The organism is Vibrio sp. 10N.222.49.C9 (assembly GCF_041474985.1).
GTDB classification, from domain to species: Bacteria; Pseudomonadota; Gammaproteobacteria; order Enterobacterales; family Vibrionaceae; genus Vibrio; species Vibrio crassostreae_C.
In genome coordinates this window covers 26,432-45,123 of sequence record NZ_JBFRVD010000025.1, presented here as the reverse complement: position 1 = coordinate 45,123, position 18,692 = coordinate 26,432, and the positions used below count along the sequence as shown (strand labels likewise).

Sequence of the window (18,692 nt, the reverse complement as noted above, 5' to 3'; positions counted from 1 at the left end):
GGGTATATCTGCCAAAAACACGTTCAAAAAAGAACTAAGGCTTAAGCTTTAAAACTCGGTCAATGTCTTCTGCAGAGTGGCGCTCTGGTACTTGCTCCCACTCTTCGCCAAATGAACGGTTAACCACTCGGCCGCGTTGGAAGCCTTCGCGCGCTTCTAGTTGCTTCGCCCAGCGCACAACGTTGGTGTATGACTCAACTTGTAGAAACTCGGCCGCATCGTAAATTTTGCCTAGCACAAGGTTGCCATACCAAGGCCAAATCGCGATATCAGCGATGCTTAACTCGTCACCCGCCACAAATGTGTTATTTGCGAGCTGTTTGTCTAACACATCTAGTTGACGCTTAGCTTCCATTGCGAAGCGGTTAATTGGGTACTCTTGCTTTTCATCCGCGTAAGCGTAGAAGTGGCCGAAACCACCGCCTAGGAATGGTGCCGAGCCTTGTGCCCAGAACAACCAGTTAATGGTTTGCGTTCTTGCTGCCCCTTCTTTTGGTAAGAAGTGACCAAATTTTTCTGCTAGATGCATCAAGATAGATGCCGATTCGAATACATTCACGTCTTCGTCACCAGACTTGTCGACAAGTGCTGGTATTTTGGAGTTTGGATTCACGCCAACAAAGCCAGAAGAGAACTGATCAGCCTCACCGATGTTGATCAAGTACGCATCATATTCAGCTTCTTTAACACCCGCTGCTAACAACTCTTCCAGCAAGATAGTGACTTTTTGACCGTTAGGTGTGCCAAGAGAATACAATTGAAAAGCATGGTCACCAACAGGAAGCTCTTTATCAAAGCGAGCTCCAGATTCAGGACTATTGATGTTTGCCCACTTGTTACCACCAGCAGTATCGTTAACCCAAACTTTTGGCGGAGTGTATTGTTCTGACATGATATTTCCTTATTAATATAGGGTCTCACAAACTGATATTAGGTCACATGCCTGCGGTTAAAACCCCTGAATACGATTTATTTTCAAACTGTTAAGCATGGCTTATTCCAGAAAGACATAACCCGCTTAAGCGTTAGTGTGTAGAAGGTAAGTCTGTATTCAAACTTCAATCTAATATCGATAAGTCCACTGCATCATTTAGCAATGATTTTACGAACGACATACCGACAGCTTCAAGAAAGCTGTGATAAAATCGGGATATTACAATTGATAAGGATTTGGCAATGTCTTCTGATTTCACAGGTTCGAGTGCAGCGTATGCTCGCCAAGAGAAAGGCTACCGCGAAAAAGCACTAAAACTGTACCCTTGGGTTTGTGGTAAATGTGCGCGCGAATTTGTTTACTCAAACCTCCGAGAGCTTACCGTTCACCACGTGGATCACGACCATACAAACAACCCTGAAGATGGCAGCAACTGGGAGCTACTGTGCCTGTACTGTCACGATCATGAGCATTCAAAATACACTGACCATGAGCGTTATGGTGTGGATGCAAAAGCGAGTTTAGATGATCATCAGTCAGCGACACACAACCCGTTCGCCGATCTCGCTAAGATGATGAAGAAATAACACACCTTCAGAGTAGTCTTTGGTAGATGGTAACTGCTAGATAATAGATACATAACAAGTAACCCCAGTATGTCACCATACTGGGGTTTCTTTTATCTGCCGTCATAACCAAATAATAGAGTTCAGGTAGGCAGGATCAAAAAAGCCTTCCGAAGAAGGCTTTTTAAGAATCAAATCGAATTATGCTGCCGCTTGCTTGCGAGACTCTTCTACCTTCTTAGCGCGTTGTTTTAGCGTCAATTTATCGCGGTATGCAAACCAAACGTAAGACACAACCACTAAGAAGAACAGGTATGACAATGAGAAAATGAACGGCGATTGAATGATATCGTTCGAGATACCCCAAGAAACACCGATAACAGTCACTGCAATTTTCGCAAAAAAGCCACACATCAATAGCACTAATGCCAACTGTGGGAAACGCGTACTGCGGAATGCAAGCCAGTAGCAACTACCAACTGCTAGAGCCGCAACATAGAAGCCGAATAGGAAAGAGTGAATATGGTCAGCTGCCGCTACACCACCAGAAATTGACATCAATAAAATTAAAAACAGTTTCATAATACTCGCCTCACCATAAGTTGGAAACGCATCCTTTCAAATTTGGAATCTCAGTTTGCATACTATTTTCCCACTTTTTACGGACAACACAACCCCTCCAATCGAACAAAATGTAAGCAAAAGTACTAACAAAAATCACCCTTAACAATTGCTTAACATTCTGTTTTTAATAAAACTCCGTTACTCCTTGTCTCATATGAACAAAGCGCTGTTACGATTTATTTTGTTACACAAATTTAACCTTGGAAATTAATTAAAATTATTTGTAACTCTGTGATATCCGCACGCAATACGCGTCTATTCAAAAACCATCACCTCAAAATCCCTGAAATAATAAGAAGACAGAGCGAAAAAGAACAAAATAGAGAGGTGTTAAAAACATTTCAAAAACCAATGAAAAACAACTTATTAACAAATTGAATTTAATTTACCAAAAATGGAAAAAGAGATTCCAATCACATTTTAATTGGTTATAATCCGCGCTCTTTTGCGCTATCTGTTGATAAACGCAAACTAATTTTGAAGAAACAATCACAATAACCCGTCTTTAGTTAAGTGGCTCTCCACTAACCGATGACAAAACTGAGAATAAAAATGAGCAAGATTGATAAAGCAACACGTATCCTGCTAGCAGGCTTCTGTATCAACCTTTGTCTTGGCATCCTGTATGCTTGGAGTGTATTTAACAAAGCGCTAGTAACTGAAGCTGGTTGGAGTGCTGCTGAAGCATCTTCACCTTACGCTATTGCAACTATCACATTCTCTGTTTGTCTTCTTGTTGCGGGCATCCTACAAGACCGTATGGGTCCACGTAAGATCCTTATCCTAGGTACAGCGCTTACAGGCCTAGGTATGATTGCTTCTGGTTTCGCTACAACGCCTATGATGCTGAACATCACGTTCGGTATTATAACAGGTGCAGGTATCGGCTTCGGTTACGCATGTCTGTCTCCATCAGCAATGAAGTGGTTCCACTCTTCTAAGAAAGGTATGGTTAACGGTCTTATCGCAGCAGGCTTCGGTCTTGCGGCTATTTACCTAGCACCAGTAACTTCTGCGCTAATCGACAGCATGGGTATCCAAACTAGCTTTATGATTCTTGGTGTTGGTGTACTTGCAATCGCAGTACCTCTAGCAGCAACAATCAACAACCCACCAGCGGATTACACGCCAGCTGAGCCTAAAGTAAAAGCAGGCCAAGCTCCTAAAGCGGTTAAGAAGACTGAAGACCTAACTTGGAAAGTAATGCTGAAGACTCCTCAGTTCTACTCTCTATGGATCATGTACGCATTCGCTGCATCTGTTGGTCTAATGATCATCGGTAACATCACTACAATTGCTAGCGTTCAAGCTAACCTGCCAAACGCAGTTTACCTAGCGTCTATCCTTGCAGTATTCAACTCAGGCGGCCGTGTTGCTGCGGGTATGCTTGCAGATAAAATCGGTGGCGTACGTACTCTACTTCTAGCGTTCATCCTTCAAGGCGCGAACATGGCTCTATTCGCTACGTTCAACTCTGAATTCACGCTAATCATTGGTACGGCTATCGCAGCGGTTGGTTACGGTACGCTTCTAGCAGTATTCCCAACACTAACTGCTGAGTTCTACGGCCTGAAAAACTACGGTACTAACTACGGCGTGCTTTACACGGCATGGGGTATCGGCGGCGCTATCGGTGCTGCAGTTGTTGGCTTCTCAATGTCAAACGGCGAAGGTTACGGCCTAGCTTACACAATCTCTGCAGTTATGATGGCAGTGTGTATTGTTCTAGCAATCATCACTAAACCAATCTCTGAAGCTAAAGTTGCTGAACTAAAAGCATCACAAGCTTAATCAACAGAAAAGATTGAATTTGTTACTGAAGAGCTTAACCTTAGGGTTAGGCTCTTTTTGTATCAAGCGACTTCTCCATTGACGACCGAAACCACTCTTCAGCTCTCCCCCACTTATTATCTCGACAACTTCAATCGACTGGTTGAACACGCTCAAACGCTCTACCCCGATCTTCTGAGTGATGATGAATGTCGTTGGTTGTCCGCATACAAACGTCTTTCTGTTTCAAGCCAATGCCTAATGGTTCGTTTGCTTTCTCGTAAAGGCCGTTGGTTTCGCAGCGATAAACTCAACTATGTTGAGATCCCAGATCTAAAGACCGTACTGCAAGAGCTAAACAGCTCAGGCTTCATTGGGTTGAGTCATCCCGAAGAACAGCATGACCTCGCCATTAGTGAGGTCGAGCTCGGATTTCACTTGCTCACCAAACCAGAGCTGTTGAGTGTATTCCCCGCCCTTAAGAGCCATAGAAATGCCAAGAAAGACGAGCTGTTGTTACGGCTTGATCAGCAACCTTTTGACCAATTTCAAAACCTCTCTTTCGACTGTATTTACGTCATCGAATCTCAAGTGATTGATGTATTACTGTTGCTGTTCTTTGCCAACACCTATCAAGACTTAAGTCAGTTCGTGTTAAGCGACCTTGGGCTAAACACCTTTGAGAACTACCCATTAAGCAAGCAACACCGCTTCTTCACCTCTAGGGATCAGCTCAATCAATTAATCCAGATGCGCGATATTCAACGCTTGTATTCAGAAGGTGACCGCAAAGATGGCGAGTTTCTGGAACTGCTTTTAAATGCGATTCCTGAAGAATCAGAACACAGAAGTATTGCCAGAAAACGATCGCGTTTGATCAATGATATTGCTCGCGATCTTGAAAGGCTTAATCTAAACGACCAAGCTATCTTTTGGTTCAGACAATCTACACTTCCTCCGAGCAGAGAACGACTTGCACGCATCTATGATAAGCAAGGTACGCTAGACTTAATGTGTGACATTGTCACGCAAATGAAAGCTACTCCATCGGATGTGTCAGAGTTGGAAATCGCTATTAAGCTTGAAGACCGGCTGCTACGGAAACAGGGGCACAAAGTTTCACGAACCATAAAGCCGAGCTGCAAAGAGTTAAAACTGGAATTAGACCTCAGCCAAACTCGAGTCGAGCTTGCGGTAAAGCAGCATTTTGAGAACCAAGGTTGGGACGTCTACTTTTCAGAAAACAGTTTTCTGTGTGGCTTGTTTGGTTTGGCTTTCTGGGATGTCATTTTCGCAGACGTTGAAGGCGCCTTTATCAATCGTTACCAACATCGACCATTGGATCTGTACCATTCAGATTTCGTAGACAAGCGAGCCGAACAGATTGAAGCCGTGTTTCAAACGATATCCAAACATGGGCTGAACCATTTTCTTGATACTTACGATGAAAAGCAAGGTATCGCGAACCCCTTTGTTCATTGGAATTATTTTCCTAAAGCACTCATCGAACACGGCATGGCTTCAATTCCAAATGCCTTGGTTGTAGACCTCTTCAAAGTGATATTGAGTGACTTAAAGCTATTTAGAACTGGGATGCCGGATTTGATTGCGTTCAAGGGCGATGAGTTTCATTGGATTGAAGTCAAAGGCCCTGGCGATAAACTGCAAGACAACCAGTGGCGCTGGATCAAAGAGTTTGAGCGATTGTCTGTCCCCTTCTCTGTTTGTTACGTCAATCAATGAGTCTTAGCTCTTAACTCTTAACTCTTAACTGCTAGCTTTTAGCTCTTGGGACTTAAATCTAGCTAAGTCTAAACTCCAATTTCTGATCACAAGCGAGTAACGCGCATCGACAAGTCACTCGTCCCATCAAGATCTTGTCTACAAAATTGTTAGAACATGAGCATTTTCAATCATTTTCGATATAATTATAGAAAATGCCTAATATTTAAATACGTATGAATTTGAAAAAACTCTTCATTTTAGCTTTTGTTAGCGTCTTCTCAGGTTGTGCCGTCTACGCGGGTTTAAACTTCGACGAACTGTTTGGTGAACAACAAGTACGCGATCGCCAAGCACCTATTCTTTCAGCTCAAGCGCAGCACTTCATTGACGAAGTAAAGCCCATCATTGATAACCGATGCGTGGTTTGTCACGCTTGTTATGACGCCCCTTGCCAACTCAAAATGTCTTCAGTGGAAGGTATAGACCGAGGCGCGAGCAAGGCACTCGTTTATCAAGGCACCCGCTTAACGGCATCAGCCCCTACTCGCTTGTTTGAAGATGCTTTAACCACGCAAGAGTGGCGCGATGCGGATTTTCATCCTGTCCTCAATGAGCGTATGCAGAACTCAACGGCTAACCTCGATGCTGGTCTTGTTTCTCGTATGTTGATCCAGAAAGAGAATCACCCTCTGCCCGATCAAACCCAGCTTGAAGGTTTCGACTTTTCAATCGATCGCGACCAACAGTGCCCAACCATTGAAGAATACGCTCAATACGAGAGAGATTACCCAACTTGGGGAATGCCTTATGGGATGCCAAACTTAGACAAAACCGAATACGCGACTTTAATGAGTTGGTTGGAAAATGGCGCGTTAATGAACGACCACATTCCATTGACTGATGCAGAACAAGAGCTCGTTAATGTCTACGAAAGCTTTTTAAACAAGAGCGACAATAAGAGTCAACTTTCAGCACGTTATATCTACGAGCACCTGTTTTTATCTCATGTCTATTTTTCTGATTTAGCTCAACCAACGCGTTTCTTTACTGTTGTTCGCTCTGCAACACCACCAGGTGAAGCGGTACAACGCATCACGACTCGTCGCCCTTATGACGATCCAAAAGTAGACCGTGTTTACTACCGTCTGATTCCAGAACAAGGCACTATCGTCGACAAAACGCACATGCCTTTCGCGCTTAATAAAGAGCGTCTACAAAAGTGGAGCACCTGGTTTGTCGACGTAAATTACGAAGTAAAACAACTACTTAGTTACGACATCGATGTTTCAGCAAACCCAATGACATCATTTGAAGCGCTGCCAGTAAACTCGCGCTTCAACTTCATGTTAGATAACGCGCAAAACACCATCATGGCCTACATCAAAGGACCTGTGTGTCGTGGTCAACTTGCCTTGAACGTAATTAACGACCGTTTTTGGGTTTTCTTCATCGACCCAGAGAAAGCCGATGTTCCGGAAATCAACGCCTTCTACGCAAGTCAAAAGAAAAATTTAAAGCTACCTAGCGAACTAAAAAGTAACACCGTACCTGTGACCAACTGGGTAAGATACGCAAAGCAACAAGCGCAATACCTAAACGCGAAATCAGACTTCACTAACCAATGGTTCGAGAGTGGCGTCCACCTAGACACTGGCATCATTTGGGATGGCGATGGCATCAACCCGAATGCTGCTCTCACCGTCTTTAGGCACTTCGATAGCGCCTCTGTTGTACAAGGGTTAGTTGGCACGCAACCTAAGACTGCGTGGATTCTTGATTATGCTCTTCTAGAGCGTATTCATTATCTTCTCGTTGCAGGCTTCGATGTTTACGGCAACTTTGGCCACCAGCTGATTACACGCATGTTCATGGACTTCTTGCGTCTTGAAGGTGAGAGTAACTTCTTAAGTCTTCTTCCTAAAGACGTTCGTCACATTGAACACTCTAGTTGGTACCAGAACCAAAGCGCACAACTGAGTGACTATTTGCAGCGAAACATTGCACCTTTTGATCAGCCGACCAGCGTGGTTTACAAAACGGCGGATCCGAAACACGAACTTCTTGATATGATCAAAGATAAGCTCGCACCTGTTCTCGATAATCGCTTTGAGATTGTTGAAACAGGTTTTGGTAGGAAGAATGAAGCACTGCTTAACCAAGTGAATTTGATAAAGGGCGAAGGCCTGCGTCATGTGCCTCAATTAGTGATGATCATGATTGAAGGCGAAAACGGCGAAGAGCAACTGTTCACCATGATTCACAATAACGCGCACAGCAACATTTCTAGCTTGTTTAATGAAGAAGGTAACCGTGATTACGCCAATGATGACCTTACCCTCGTACGAGGCGTTGTCGGTAGCTACCCTGCGGCTTACCTATCATTAACCGAGAGCGAGATTCCTACTCTGGTTAAAACGCTGCAAAACTTAAGCACAGAAGAAGACTACGTGGCGCTGCTGGATAAGTTTGCGGTACGACGCAGTTCTAGCGAGTTCTGGCCATTCAGTGATCGCGTGCATCGTTGGTATCAACAAGACCAACCGATCGAGTTCGGATTGTTGGATTACAACCGCTTCGAGAACCGTTAGTTTTCACTCATAAAGCATAAAAGCAAAAATCCTCTGTCTTGGCAGAGGATTTTTTGTATATGAGAAAGTATCTTAAGTGCTATTGAGAAGCGACGAGTTCTCTATATTGAATCCGATGCTTCCGGTTGGTGTAGCTCATCAAAAAACGCACGCGCGGCGGGGGAAAGGGAATCTACAGGTTGCTTCAACACCACATAAAACTGACTCTTAAGGCTCCACTTCTCGGGCTGAAGCGGAATCAAGGCTTGGTCATAATGGCCACGGTCGATTAAATGAGACGGTAAAAAACTCAGGTGTGTGCCCGCCAAGGTTAAAATTACACCCGACTCGACATGCCAGCCATCAAAAGGCTTTACGGAATCGTACTGCTCAATATTCAGTAATCGGAACATCTCATCTTTGGCATAGCCGCCCATGTTGATACGACAGCCATCCAATGAGAAATCCTTGTCCATGATCTTCTCAGCCAGATCCTTACGCGCATACAGATAACTGTGCTCTTCAAACAGTGGGTATTTATGTTGAAACGCTGATTTTTGATGTGACCCTAGAACCACTATCATCATATCAATCTGGTTCTTTGCTAACTTCTCATTCAACTGGGTGAAATCCCCGACATCAACACTCACCTCAACACTGTTACTGCGTTGGTAAAACGTCTCGATCGCTTTGGGAAGTGGGTTATAAGGCAAAGTGACGGTGTTATCCAAACATCCAATTCGCACATGCCCAGAGAGTTCCGTCTGTACACCTCGTAACTTATAAGCGAAGTCGGTTAAGGTCGATTTTAGTTGGTTCGCATATTTATACACTTGCTCACCTTCATGAGTCAGCTTAAAACCACGTCGACCACGTTGGCATAATGTTAATTCTAAGCTTTTTTCCAAGGCAATAAGCTGATTACTCAGCACTGGTTGACTAATCCCAGTGCTTGCGACCGCCTGATTGATGCCTCCTTGTTCAACAATTTCACAAAAAAGCTCTAATCTACGTAGGTCTCTTTTATCTAACTTATTGTTTGGATTCACTTTGCCACTCACATTTGTTTTTTGTTATGTTTACATCTGATTATATTCATTTATTAACAATAAATACATCAGTATGCTTTATTCACACTTATGGAATAACAATGCATGGATGGCACTATGGCGGCAGAAGCTTACGTGAATAAACCCGAAGCAACACACAGCCACAAAAAGATAGATGACTTCGAGTTGGAACCCGTTCCCGAGAAGGCCAAACGATCTTGGTGGGTCATCAGCCTTATTTGGTTGGCAATCGGCATCGACATTTCGGGACTGTTTCTCGGCTCGATTCTAAGCAGCGGTATTGGTTTTGAAGACGCACTGCTTGCCACGTTTATTGGTTCCGGCTTATTGGCGATCATCGCGATGCTGTGTGCCAACATTGGCTTTCAAGCTGGCGTGTCTACCCCGCTGGTGAGCAGCGCGGTATTTGGCCGTAACGGCGGTAAAATTCTTGGCTTCATCAACGGCATCTCATTAGTCGGCTGGTTCGCATTCCAGGCTGATTTCTTCGCTTTCATCATGGTCGATGCACTGGCGAAATACGACATCATAATTTCACACCTCACCGCTCTTATTGGCGGCAGTGTGTTAATGATGATGACGGCTATCTATGGCGTTCGTGCTTTAGGCAAACTCAGTACCTATTCTGTTCCATTGATGGTGACGTTGATTACCATCGGTTTGTTTATGGCTGCTGATTATCAAGGTGGCGCAGCGCCATCGATTGAAGATCCTTTGACGCTTGGCCAAGCCATCTCTTTTGTTATGTCTATCTGGATTCTAGCTGCGGTTGCTGCACCTGATATTGCTCGCTACGCCAAAACACGCCGTGATGCGATTTTAGGAGCGGGTATCGGTTTCCTCGTCGGCAACAGTGCCATCATTCTTATCGCATTGATCTTGACCAAAATGACCGGCACCGACGACCTAGTCGAAGTCTTCTTCACCCTAGGTTTAGGCATGGCGGCCATTATAGTACTGGTATTCGCACAATGGACCACCAACAGTAGCAACCTAACCTCTGGCGGCTTATGCATGTCGATGGTTCTACCTAAGATTCCGCGCCCTGTTCTGGTTGTGATCATGACCATCGTCGGCATTGGTATCGCTCAACTCGGCATGGTGAACAAGTTTACCGACTTCTTAATGCTACTCAGCGTAACCATTGCGCCTGCTGCGGGTGTCTACATCGTTCAATATTATGTTTTAGATTCGACAAAAATGAGCTTTGAGAACATCCAACAAGTTCCAGCTTGGATGTTTAAAGGCTTGGCTTCTTGGGCATTTGGTACTGCATTCAGCGCTTGTACTGCACCAGAGTTTTTCAACCTGTTTTCGTTCACCAGCATCTCGGCGTTAGACGGCATTCTTGCCGCTGGTGTGATTTACCTCGCCCTAATGAAGCTTTCTCCTTCAAGTGATAAGGAATAGTAGTTGTGATTATTACTGAACAAATGATTGATGATATCGCGCTGGGTGCGACGGTATTAGGTACTGGCGGCGGCGGTGACCCATACAGCGGTGCCTTGATGGCGAAAGTAGCCATTGCAACGGCAAAGCACCCTGTACGCATGATTCCTTTAGAAGACGTGCAAGACGATTGGATGACAGTGCCCTCTTCAATGATTGGCGCACCAACAGTCGCAGTAGAGAAACTCAATTCGAAAGGTCAAATGTTGATTGCTTTCGAAGCGATGGAAAAAGCGCTCGGCACTGAAGTAGCGGCAACGTTTCCTATCGAAGTAGGCGGCTTCAATTCATTGATTCCAATTCTCGTTGCAGCACAAAAGAACATTCCTGTGATCGATTGTGATGCGATGGGACGTGCGTTCCCAGAAGCTCAGATGGTGACCTTCTTTCTTGATGGTCTCCCTTCGGCACCGAACACATTGGCCGATGAGCGTGGCAATATCGTCACGCTTTATCCGATTGACGGTATTTGGTCTGAAAAGTTTGCGAGGCCAATTACCGAGCAGATGGGCGGCTCTGCAGCAATGTGCGATTACCCAATGAACGGTAAGAACCTAAAACGCAGCGCACTGCCTGCAACACTGACCCAAGCAATGAAGATTGGTGAAGCGATTAGACTGGCGAACGACAACAATAAAAGTGGCACACAGGCCGTATTAGACATTGTCGGCGGCCATACCATCATCAGTGGCAAGATTGTTGATATTCAACGTGAAACCGATGGTGGTTTTGCAACAGGTGGTGTCGTGATTGAAAAGCTGGCTCAGTTTGAAGATACCGGCGTCGATAACGTGTTTGTGCAGTTCCAAAACGAATTACTTCTCGCGCACAAAGGTACAAGCCGCGCAGACATGAGCCAAGATAACCTGCTGGCATCAACACCGGATCTTATTTCGATCTTGGATCATGAAACGGGTAAGCCAATCACAACCGAACAACTTCGTTACGGGCAGCGCATCGACCTTATCGCTTACCCTTGCGACCCCAAATGGCGCACTGACAAAGGTATTGAAGTCGCGGGCCCGGGTTACTTTGGCTACACCGTCGAGTATCAAACCATTGAACAACTAAAGTCTGCATTGAAGAGGTAGTCGCATGACAAACATTACGCTTGATTACTGCCGTTTGGGCATTGACGTAGGTGGCACCAATACCGACGGTGTGCTGCTCGACGCAGACTTGAATGTGATTGCCAAAGTAAAAACCGCAACCACACATGACATTTCAACAGGTATTGATAACGCGATTGCTGCGCTATTAAGCCAAGCAAACATTGATGGTCAGCAAGTGAAACATGCGATGCTTGGCACGACTCAATGCACCAACGCAATCGTTGAACGAAAAGGCTTAGATAGAGTCGGGATGATTCGTTTAGCGCTTCCCAGTGGTGATAGCGTCCCGCCCCTTTGTGGTTGGAGCAAAGCGTGGCAAAACTTGCTTGGTGAACACTTCTACCAAGCTCACGGCGGCTATGAATACGACGGCCAGTTGATCGCCGACATTCAAGAGTCTGAGATCCGCGAGCTTTGCCAGAAAATGAAAGGCCAAGTGGATTCCATTGCTATCTGCGGAGTGTTCTCTCCCGTCAACGGCGACCAGGAGCTTCAAGCAGCAGAATGGATTCAACAAGAACTTCCGGGCGTGAACCTATCGTTATCCCATAAAGTGGGCAGTTTAGGGCTTTTAGAGCGTGAGAACGCCACTATCCTCAATGCGGCTCTGCAAGGGACAGCAAAACGATTCGTTGACGGCTTTTGCAGTGCACTCATCAATCATGAAATCCACACCACGCCTTATTTCGGTCAGAACGACGGAACACTGATGTCACAGCAGTTCGCATTGATGTACCCGATTCTTACCGTGGCTTGTGGGCCAACAAACTCGATTCGTGGAGCGAGTCACTTAACTAAGTTAAAAGACGCGATTGTGGTCGATGTGGGCGGTACTACGTCTGATATCGGCGTACTGACTCACGGCTACCCAAGAGAATCGAGCTTAGCAGTAGAAATCGGTGAAGTGAGAACCAACTTCCGTATGCCTGATATTTTGGCGTTAGCCATTGGTGGTGGTACCAAGGTTCGCTTTGAACAGCAGCGTATAGAGCTAGGCCCAGAAAGTGTTGGCCATACCTTGACGCAAACGGCGCGTAGCTTTGGTGGTGATGAACTTACGCTCACCGATATTGCACTCAAAACAGGACAAATGCAGTGGCAGGCAGAACATCAACTGAGTGATGAGATTGGTGTTTCAGCCGAACAAGCAAGCAAGATTTATCAACAAATGGTCACGGATGTTGAAGAAGGCATCGATAAGATGAAGACCTCTGCGGCGAGTGTACCCGTAATCATGGTTGGTGGTGGTAGTGCCCTATTCCCAGATCATTTTGAAGGTGTGAGCCAAGTGGTTCGTCCTGAGCACTTTGAAGTGGCTAATGCGATTGGTGTTGCGTTGGGTGAAATATCAGGTCAATTCGATAAGATCGTACCGATTGACCCAGCATCACGTGAAGAGACCTTAAAGGGCTTGGAAGCGCAATCAAAGCAACTGGCGATTGAAGCTGGCGCATGCAGCGATAATGTCGCGATCATTGAACGCAGCGAGATTCCATTAAGCTACCTACAAGGCAATATGGTTCACGTTAAGATCAAAGCTGCTGGACATATCAAGATGGCTTAGAGCCGTTCCTTGAAAGCCTTACTTAGATTCTTATTCGACAATAAAAAAGCAGGTCACTTCTTCATATTAAAACGGAGAAATAGCCTGCTTTTTGTTTTCTGTTCTTATTTTGGGGCTTTCCGCCCAATAGCCACTCTATAGTTGCTCTCGGAGCGCTGCTAACGAGTCTTTCACCAATTCAGGTAATGAGTCTGCATTATCGCGATATTGAAGTAATGGATCCTCGCTCGCTTCAATGCTCTGGCATAAAGCAAACAGTGCAGATAATCCTAGGCTGCCGGCAGACCCTTTCAGTTTATGAGCTAAAGACTTAATTTCACGAGCGTTGTCAGCGGCACTTGCCACAATCAGTTCATCGAGAGTGACTTGGCTGCTTTGGTCAAACAACCCAACAATCTGCACTATTTTTTCTCGACCGAGAATGGCCAAGTCGTCTTTGATAATCTTAGGGTTAATCATCTGCACAATCGGTTCTCCTTGATTATGTTCCGCGTCTTGGTTTGCTCGTTGTGTCGAGCTTGCAAATGCCAATGCTGATAAGTCTAGCTCGGTTTCCTGAGGTTTAGAGTTTAGCTGACAGCAAACAGCATCTGACGGATCCGGCTGAGGCAGCAACAGCGTGTGACCGTCCAACTGCTCAACAATCAATTCCGATAATGCTTCCTTCTCTAACGGCTTAGGTAAGAATCCATCAAAGCCAGACGACAAATAGCTTTCCACTTCTTCGTTAAACACATGAGCCGATACTGCGATCATTGGGGGTACTTTTCGAATTACGTCTTCTTCACTTTTATGCTGAAGCGCATCGTCTTTGAGTTGTTGAATTAACTCGACGCCATCGCAGTCGGGTAAGTTAATGTCCACCAGCGCAATATCGAACTCTTGCTCACTGAATATGGCTCTCGCTTCTTGTCCGGTTGTCGCAATCACAACCTCGTGCCCCAAGTTATGCAAGAAGCCTTCAGCAACGATGCAGTTTACGGGGTTATCTTCAATCAGAAGTACTTTAGCTCGAATACACGCTTCAATGACCGGTACTTTCGTTTCTATCTTCTCACCGGCTTCAAGTGGCAGTGAGAACCAAAACTGGCTACCCTCGCCTTCTTCAGAATGAACGCCAATATCCCCGTTCATTGCCAACATGATGCTTTTACTGATCGCTAATCCAAGCCCTGTGCCGCCGGTTTTGTTGCGACCGCTATCGGTTTGGGTAAAGGCATCAAACAGACAAGCTTGTTCGCTAGCATCAATACCGACACCTGTATCTGACACTTCAAACATCACTCGATTTTCATCTTCGATATCTAAGCTGATAAAGATATCGACCGAGCCACTTTCCGTAAACTTAATCGCGTTACCGACCAAATTATTCAAGATTTGGCTGATTCGCGTTACGTCACCACGCCAATAGCGTTGCACATCACTTTCAATATGGAAATCAAAGTTCAGCTTCTTCTCAGCGGCACGCCCTTCCATCAATTGGTAGGTATCTTGAACCATCTGATGAAGATCAAACGAAGCAGTGCGGATTTCTAAATGCCCTGCTTCAATCTTTGAGTAATCCAACACGTCATTCAAAATCGCGAGTAGGTTCTTACCGCTGCGGTTAATGATGTCTGCATAGCCGGATTGCAGCGGGTCTAACCCAGTATCTTTGAGCAATCTTGCAGTACCTAATACACCGTTCATCGGCGTTCGTATTTCATGACTCATCGTCGCAAGGAAAGCGGATTTTGCGCGGCTTGCTTGTTCTGCGGCGTTACGAGCCTTAGCGTGGTTCCCTACCTCGATGTTCAGCTTCTCATTGGTCTTTTGCAGCTGGTAGGTTCGGTCTGTGACCAACTCTTCTAAGTGTTCTTTGTGCTCTTCAAGTTCGCGTTTCGCCTTTGCTTCACCCACCGCAACCACTTGTAGCGCCTGCGCGGTGTTTCTGGCAGTGATGATCGCCTCGCCCATATGAGCCAGCTCATCATTACCCTTTACCGAGATATCAATATTCAGGCGACCTTGTGCGATAGACATCAAGGCCGATGAGTATTCAGTAAGACGTTTAACAACCGAGATATACACCACTCGCCACACGATAAATGCAACGATAACCAAACCAATAACCGAAATCACAGACAGTGACCATTGAGCCAAATTCAACGTGCTGGTCAGCTCATCAACCGCTTTTTTGGTACTGCGGTTTGAATCATCAACCAGTTGGTTAACCGTTGTATTCAGCTGAGAGAACAGCTCCAACGTATTTTGCATCAGAAACTCTGACTTTTTGGTGTTCTCATATTGTTCTAATGAAATATCGAACACGACTTGGCGTTTTCTGAGCTCTTCTAGAAGCTGAGACATCTGCGCTGAACGAGTAGGATCTTCGACCGCTTTAACGCGGCGCGCCATGATTCTTAGGTTGGATTCAAATTCTGATTGGATTTGATGAATACGCTCTACGTTGGTAACGGTTTGCGTTTCTTCAATTTGGTTAAGCATTTTGAACGCCAGCAAATGCAATTCGTGTAGGCGCTCAGACAAATCAAGGTCAACCTCTACAAGCGCATCTAAGGCTTGGTAGGCTTTATCCGTTTCTTTGGTTTCTAGCAGGTCATAGATATGCGTGACGTTAGCAACCGCAATGGTAGCCGTGTTCAAAACTTGGGTTCGCGTCAACTGCTCTAGCTCTTCGGCCAATAGGCGCATCTCTTCGACACGAGACGACAACTCTTTGCTTAACCAAAGCTTACGCTCAACCGACACACCCAACTCAGCCAGTGTGTTAATAACGCTTTGAACATTGTTTTCGAGTTTATTGAGGAGCTGAGAATCGAAACTGTCGACACCAAGCTCTTTGATATGTTGAAGAAGCGACTCAAGTTGGTCAAACAGTACGGTGCCAGCCTCTTTTCTTTCAGCTTCGTTTCTCGCATTAGAAAGTGTTTGTACTGACGAAATAATACGGTTACTCAACTCAGAAACCTGACGAGCTTCGATCATGGCAGGAAGCGCCGAATCAACGACGTTTCTTTCCGTTTTGGCTACAAAGCTAAAACCAGAAACACCGATCAATGCAGACAATAGAACCAACAGTGCCATCACTAAGAATGAGGCCAGCAGCTTGCGTCCAATACTCGCTGAAGCTAACAACATAAACTCTAAACCTTAAAACGTTCTTCTTTACCCATGCAGAATACGCTATATTTTGCAGTGTTTCTTATCTAAAACCAACAAAACGGCAATTCATGCTATCTAGACCTTTCGCTTCAATAATTCTTCTCTCACTACTGGCCTCAGTAACTACTGTCGCAGGTGCTAGTGAGCCTTTGAGCCCAATAAAGCCCGCCAATGCCACATCACAAAAAGAGAAAATCTGTGCCATTTATCCGCACCTCAAAGACTCTTATTGGTTGTCGGTAAACTATGGAATGATCTCTGAAGCAGAAAAGCAGCAAGTTGAGCTAAGAGTATTGGAAGCTGGCGGTTACCCCAACGTGGCCAAACAAGCCTCGCAACTGGTGCTTTGCACGCAATGGGGAGCCGATGCCATTATTTTAGGTACGGTTTCACCCGATGCGTATCATGACAATCTCAGCGATTGGGTTGGCTCGACGCCTGTGTTTGCTACGGTAAATGAGTTAACCGTCAATGAAGAACAACAGAAGGTATTAAAAGGTACGGTCGGTGTCGATTGGTACCAAATGGGATACCAAGTCGGAGATTTTTTGTCGAAACGACACCCGAAAGGATCAGGCGAAACACCTATCGCCCTGTTACTTGGCCCACAAGCGAGTGGCGGCACTAAGCCTGTAGCACTGGGGTTTTATGATGCGATCAAGTCGAGTGATATCAAAATTGCGATCAGCTATTGGGCAGATAACGATAAAGAACTTCAAAGAAATCTAGTACAGCAGGTGATAGAAGAACCTGATATCCAATATATAGTCGGAAGTGCCGTCGCGATTGAAGCAGCGATCAGTGAGCTACGAGCGGCCGATAAAACCGAAGATATTGGGTTAATCTCAAGTTACCTAAGTCACGGAACCTACCGTGGTTTACTCCGTAACAAGGTACTTTTTGCGCCAACAGATAAAATGGTTGAGCAAGGTCGCTTGTCGGTAAAACAAGCCACGAGTTACTTACGCGGTCAACCTTACGAGCAACACAGCGCACCGATTATCGAAGCGCTGACACCTGCAACTCTCAAAGATCAAATTATCGCCGACTCATTGTCACCTTCTGAGTTTCGTCCGGTATTCAGTGTGAATCCATAGTGCTATATTGGCTGAAGAACTCAAAACAATAAAAACGAAACAACAATTTAGGGAACATTCATGCAAAAAACAACGCGCACTATGCCAACACACAAGCATATCGCTTTGGTCGCTCATGACCACTTCAAACCTGAGCTACTAAGATGGGTCAAAGAGAACAAAGAAAAACTACAAAAGCACTTCCTTTACGCAACGGGCACGACTGGTTCTCTACTCAGTAAAGAGACAGGCTTAGCAATCAAGAGCATGATCAGCGGCCCAATGGGCGGCGACCAACAACTTGGCGCGCTTATCTCTGAAGGCAAAATCGATATGCTGATTTTCTTCTGGGATCCGCTTAATGCTGTACCACACGACCCAGACGTAAAAGCACTGCTTCGTATCGCAAGTGTTTGGAACATTCCTGTGGCCACTAACCGCGCTACCGCTAATTTCTTGTTTAACTCTTCACTGCTTGAAGAAGAAGTAATCATCGAGATCCCAGACTACGAAGCGTACCTAGCTGAGCGCACGTAATCGCACGTTAAATGTGCTCTCTACTGAACAGACTAAAAAGCCTGCATTTTATCGCAGGCTTTTTTATGTCTCGTTTTCAGACATTAAACAGTTCAATCATAAAACAGTGCGAGAGTCTCTCTATTTATCGCTCCACACTGCCATCTCGTTGCCACTTGGCTCTCTGAAATGGAAACGTCTGCCGCCGGGAAAGCTAAAGATCTCACGGTTTATCTGACCACCAGCATCAATTACATCGCGCTCGGTTTGCTCAAGATCTTGGCTATAAAAAACCATCAGCGCCGCGCCATTATCCGTATTCGACGCCAGATCCGCCAAATAGAAGCCGCCCATTAAGCCTTTGCCTTCAAACGCAGAATACTCAGGGCCATAGTCTTCAAAGCTCCAACCAAACACTTGACTGAAAAATGCCTTAGTTGCGGCGATGTCTTTCGCAGCAAATTCAATGTAGTTAATAGAGCCGTGTTCCATAGCAAATTCCTTATGCTTTATGCGTCTGCCTTGTGATATTAGGGCAGGGATTGAAGATCTAA

The 18,692-nt window shown here is 45.3% G+C and carries 14 protein-coding genes; 9 read left to right on the top strand and 5 right to left on the bottom strand.

What is annotated here, in order from left to right:
- Positions 1 to 34: 34 nt before the first annotated feature.
- A complete protein-coding gene (yghU, locus tag AB4585_RS11450; RefSeq protein WP_017064768.1) occupies positions 35 to 892 on the bottom strand; it encodes a glutathione-dependent disulfide-bond oxidoreductase in 858 nt (285 codons plus the stop codon).
- Positions 893 to 1,176: 284 nt separating this feature from the next.
- Between yghU and AB4585_RS11445 the strand changes: the two genes are divergently transcribed.
- Positions 1,177 to 1,521: a YajD family HNH nuclease gene (locus tag AB4585_RS11445; protein WP_017060876.1), complete on the top strand. Its 345-nt coding sequence runs from the start codon at positions 1,177 to 1,179 to the stop codon at positions 1,519 to 1,521.
- Between the two features lie 180 nt (positions 1,522 to 1,701).
- Here the strand turns inward: AB4585_RS11445 and AB4585_RS11440 are convergent, their stop codons facing one another.
- Entirely contained in the window at positions 1,702 to 2,082 is a 381-nt protein-coding gene (locus AB4585_RS11440; RefSeq protein ID WP_017064770.1) for a hypothetical protein, read from the bottom strand.
- 594 nt (positions 2,083 to 2,676) lie between these two features.
- Here AB4585_RS11440 and AB4585_RS11435 point away from each other — a divergent pair.
- From AB4585_RS11435 to AB4585_RS11425, 3 genes are all read left to right on the top strand, one after another.
- Positions 2,677 to 3,915 carry an OFA family MFS transporter gene (locus AB4585_RS11435; RefSeq protein WP_017067032.1) on the top strand — a complete coding sequence of 413 codons (1,239 nt, stop codon included), beginning with the start codon at positions 2,677 to 2,679 and terminating at the stop codon, positions 3,913 to 3,915.
- Between the two features lie 57 nt (positions 3,916 to 3,972).
- Entirely contained in the window at positions 3,973 to 5,637 is a 1,665-nt protein-coding gene (locus tag AB4585_RS11430) for a VRR-NUC domain-containing protein (RefSeq protein WP_136974410.1), read from the top strand.
- 215 nt (positions 5,638 to 5,852) lie between these two features.
- Complete coding sequence (locus AB4585_RS11425; protein WP_372169846.1) at positions 5,853 to 8,207, top strand: fatty acid cis/trans isomerase; 2,355 nt, start codon at positions 5,853 to 5,855, stop codon at positions 8,205 to 8,207.
- Between the two features lie 101 nt (positions 8,208 to 8,308).
- Here the strand turns inward: AB4585_RS11425 and AB4585_RS11420 are convergent, their stop codons facing one another.
- Positions 8,309 to 9,247, bottom strand: coding sequence for a LysR family transcriptional regulator (locus AB4585_RS11420; protein WP_017071124.1), 939 nt, complete (start codon positions 9,245 to 9,247; stop codon positions 8,309 to 8,311).
- Positions 9,248 to 9,340: 93 nt separating this feature from the next.
- On the opposite strand from AB4585_RS11420, the gene AB4585_RS11415 reads away from it, so the two are divergent.
- The 3 genes from AB4585_RS11415 to AB4585_RS11405 are packed head-to-tail and all read left to right on the top strand — an operon-like array spanning position 9,341 to position 13,381.
- Positions 9,341 to 10,666, top strand: a complete 1,326-nt coding sequence (locus AB4585_RS11415; RefSeq protein ID WP_017064775.1) for a cytosine permease — start codon at positions 9,341 to 9,343, stop codon at positions 10,664 to 10,666.
- 5 nt (positions 10,667 to 10,671) lie between these two features.
- Positions 10,672 to 11,796, top strand: a complete 1,125-nt coding sequence (locus AB4585_RS11410) for a DUF917 domain-containing protein (RefSeq protein WP_102332909.1) — start codon at positions 10,672 to 10,674, stop codon at positions 11,794 to 11,796.
- A gap of 4 nt (positions 11,797 to 11,800) precedes the next feature.
- Positions 11,801 to 13,381 carry a hydantoinase/oxoprolinase N-terminal domain-containing protein gene (locus AB4585_RS11405; RefSeq protein WP_065584595.1) on the top strand — a complete coding sequence of 527 codons (1,581 nt, stop codon included), beginning with the start codon at positions 11,801 to 11,803 and terminating at the stop codon, positions 13,379 to 13,381.
- A 135-nt stretch (positions 13,382 to 13,516) separates the two neighbouring features.
- Here the strand turns inward: AB4585_RS11405 and torS are convergent, their stop codons facing one another.
- Positions 13,517 to 16,522: a TMAO reductase system sensor histidine kinase/response regulator TorS gene (torS, locus tag AB4585_RS11400; RefSeq protein WP_017060885.1), complete on the bottom strand. Its 3,006-nt coding sequence runs from the start codon at positions 16,520 to 16,522 to the stop codon at positions 13,517 to 13,519.
- 92 nt (positions 16,523 to 16,614) lie between these two features.
- Between torS and torT the strand changes: the two genes are divergently transcribed.
- Together torT and AB4585_RS11390 are read left to right on the top strand one after the other, a co-directional pair.
- Positions 16,615 to 17,643, top strand: a complete 1,029-nt coding sequence (torT, locus tag AB4585_RS11395; RefSeq protein ID WP_102332911.1) for a TMAO reductase system periplasmic protein TorT — start codon at positions 16,615 to 16,617, stop codon at positions 17,641 to 17,643.
- Positions 17,644 to 17,703: 60 nt separating this feature from the next.
- Complete coding sequence (locus tag AB4585_RS11390; RefSeq protein ID WP_017064778.1) at positions 17,704 to 18,159, top strand: methylglyoxal synthase; 456 nt, start codon at positions 17,704 to 17,706, stop codon at positions 18,157 to 18,159.
- Positions 18,160 to 18,279: 120 nt separating this feature from the next.
- On the opposite strand, the gene AB4585_RS11385 is transcribed toward AB4585_RS11390, so the two are convergent.
- Complete coding sequence (locus AB4585_RS11385) at positions 18,280 to 18,630, bottom strand: VOC family protein (RefSeq protein WP_017071128.1); 351 nt, start codon at positions 18,628 to 18,630, stop codon at positions 18,280 to 18,282.
- Positions 18,631 to 18,692 lie beyond the last annotated feature (62 nt).

Coding starts and splice junctions, on each gene's coding strand:
- yghU (WP_017064768.1), bottom strand. CDS start 892: ATGTCAGAACAATACACTCCGCCAAAAGTTTGGGTTAACGATACTGCT.
- AB4585_RS11445 (WP_017060876.1), top strand. CDS start 1,177: ATGTCTTCTGATTTCACAGGTTCGAGTGCAGCGTATGCTCGCCAAGAG.
- AB4585_RS11440 (WP_017064770.1), bottom strand. CDS start 2,082: ATGAAACTGTTTTTAATTTTATTGATGTCAATTTCTGGTGGTGTAGCG.
- AB4585_RS11435 (WP_017067032.1), top strand. CDS start 2,677: ATGAGCAAGATTGATAAAGCAACACGTATCCTGCTAGCAGGCTTCTGT.
- AB4585_RS11425 (WP_372169846.1), top strand. CDS start 5,853: ATGAATTTGAAAAAACTCTTCATTTTAGCTTTTGTTAGCGTCTTCTCA.
- AB4585_RS11415 (WP_017064775.1), top strand. CDS start 9,341: ATGGATGGCACTATGGCGGCAGAAGCTTACGTGAATAAACCCGAAGCA.
- AB4585_RS11405 (WP_065584595.1), top strand. CDS start 11,801: ATGACAAACATTACGCTTGATTACTGCCGTTTGGGCATTGACGTAGGT.
- torS (WP_017060885.1), bottom strand. CDS start 16,522: ATGTTGTTAGCTTCAGCGAGTATTGGACGCAAGCTGCTGGCCTCATTC.
- torT (WP_102332911.1), top strand. CDS start 16,615: ATGCTATCTAGACCTTTCGCTTCAATAATTCTTCTCTCACTACTGGCC.
- AB4585_RS11390 (WP_017064778.1), top strand. CDS start 17,704: ATGCAAAAAACAACGCGCACTATGCCAACACACAAGCATATCGCTTTG.
- AB4585_RS11385 (WP_017071128.1), bottom strand. CDS start 18,630: ATGGAACACGGCTCTATTAACTACATTGAATTTGCTGCGAAAGACATC.